The organism is Massilia sp. CT11-108 (assembly GCF_047302915.1).
Taxonomy (GTDB): Bacteria; Pseudomonadota; Gammaproteobacteria; order Burkholderiales; family Burkholderiaceae_D; genus Telluria; species Telluria orientalis.
This window is the reverse complement of the sequence record NZ_JBKYMO010000721.1, coordinates 1-2127: the sequence shown is the minus strand read 5'-3', so window position 1 is coordinate 2127 and position 2127 is coordinate 1. Positions and strand designations below refer to the sequence as shown.

Sequence of the window (2127 nt, the reverse complement as noted above, 5' to 3'; positions counted from 1 at the left end):
CTGCGCAACCGTACCGCCCTGCCCGGCCCGGCCGCGTCCCCGCCGGGATGACGCCGCACGCGCCGCCGGCAACCACCTTAACTTCCAAGATCCAGAACAACATGCAGACCCACTCGACAGAAGCAGACAACGGCCTCCCCCTCGACATGATCATCTTCGGCGGCATGGGCGACCTTGCCATGCGCAAGCTGCTGCCGGCCCTGTACATGGCCTTCCTGCACGGCAATCTGCCGTCGACGACGCGCATCCTGTCCACCGGCCGCCAGGACTTCACCCGCGAAGCCTACCTCGCCCACATCGAGGCGAACTCGCGCTCGTTCATCGCGGCCAGCAACTTCAACGAGAAGACGTGGGACGGCTTCCTCAAACTGCTCGAGTACGTGCGCCTGGACGTGCAGGCCGCGCCCGACTTCTCGGCCCTCGCGCAAGCGTCGCGCGCCGGTGCCCAGCGCGTGTTCTACCTGTCGACGGCGCCGTCGCTGTTCACGACCATCTGCGACAAGCTCGCCGCCAGCAACCTCGTCGACGCCAATGCCCGCGTCGTGCTGGAAAAGCCGCTGGGCACGGACCTGGCCTCGGCCATCGCCATCAACGAAGACGTCGGCCGCCACTTCGAAGAATCGCAGATCTACCGCATCGACCACTACCTGGGCAAGGAAACCGTGCAGAACCTGATGGTGCTGCGCTTCGGTAACTCGATCCTGGAACCGCTGTGGCGCGCGCCGAACATTTCCAGCGTGCAGATCACCGTGGCCGAGGAAGTGGGCGTCGGCAGCCGCGCCGGCTTCTACGACGGCGCCGGCGCGATGCGCGACATGGTGCAGAACCACCTGCTGCAACTGCTGTGCATCGTCGCGATGGAACCGCCGACCTCGCTGTCGCCGGATGCCGTGCGCGACGAAAAGCTGAAGGTGCTGCGCTCGCTGCGCCGCCTGTCGCTGGCCGACATCGCGCGCGACACGATCCGCGGCCAGTACATCCGCGGCGTCTCCGGCAACCAGGAAGTGCCGGGCTACCACGAAGAAAAGAACGTCCCGCAAGACAGCAAGACGGAGACCTTCGTCGCCCTGCGCGCCTTCATCGACACGTGGCGCTGGTCCAAGGTGCCGTTCTACCTGCGCACCGGCAAGCGCATGGCGCGCCGCTCGTCGAAGATCGTCGTCGAGTTCGCGAACCCGCCGTTCCCCCTGTTCCCGCAGACCGCCGGCGCCGTCGCCAACCGCCTCGTCATCGAACTGCAGCCGGAAGAAGCGATCAAGCTGCAGCTCATGGCCAAGCAGCCCGGCAGCGGCATGGAGATGCAGCAGGTCGCGCTGAACCTCGACCTGCAGTCGGCGTTCCAGCAGCGCCGCGCGGAAGCGTACGAGCGCCTGCTGATCGACGTCGTGCGCGGCCGCCTCACCCACTTCATGCGCCGCGACGAGCTGGAAGCGGCGTGGGAATGGGCCGACCCGATCATCGAAGGCTGGCAGACCCTGGACGAGAAGCCGCATCCGTACGCGGCCGGCTCGTGGGGTCCGGCGGAGTCGTTCGCACTGCTCGCGCGCGACGGCCACAGCTGGGTCGAGTAGGCGTGTCGGGCGGCGCGCCCGTGCGCCGCCCTCCGTTTTAATCGTGCACAATAGCCCGCTAGCATCGTGCACGTTTCCAGTTTAGCGCTCCGCAAACGCGCGTGACTTTCCGGTCTGACGCGATTGGAGCCTGCGGATTGGTGGCGTAGAGTGCGGTGTCTTCCACTCTCACCTCGGACGAATCGCCATGCAGGCAAGCAACTGGAACACCGCGATGGGCGCGCTCGGTGCGCAGGCCCTCAAGAACATGGACCGCAGCCGCAAGGCGCGCGGCGAGATGCTGGAACGCGTGGGCTACGGCCCGCAGCAGACGCCGTCGACGGTCCTGCACACGGAACCCGGTCTGAACGTGCGCCGCTACGGCGCCCCGGCCGACATCGCCCCGAACGGCGGCCCGGCCGTGCTGATCGTGCCGGCCCCCATCAAGCGCCCCTACATCTGGGACCTGGCGCCCGACATCAGCGTCGTGCGGCGCTTCCTGGAGCGCGGCTACCGCGTCTACCTGGCCGAATGGGTCGCGCTGCCCGACACGCACGACCACAACCGCCTCGACGAC

General features: G+C 67.5%; 1 protein-coding gene and 1 pseudogene. Both read left to right on the top strand.

Annotated elements, in window-relative coordinates:
• The first annotated feature begins 101 nt into the window (after positions 1-101).
• Positions 102-1571, top strand: coding sequence for a glucose-6-phosphate dehydrogenase (gene zwf, locus ACEN88_RS29890; RefSeq protein WP_413345544.1), 1470 nt, complete (start codon positions 102-104; stop codon positions 1569-1571).
• Between the two features lie 187 nt (positions 1572-1758).
• Positions 1759-2127 (top strand): annotated as a pseudogene (locus ACEN88_RS29885) (alpha/beta hydrolase); the annotation flags it as partial.

What these genes read in the sequence shown, in the direction of transcription:
- zwf (WP_413345544.1), top strand. Translation starts at nt 102, where the DNA reads ATGCAGACCCACTCGACAGAAGCAGACAACGGCCTCCCCCTCGACATG.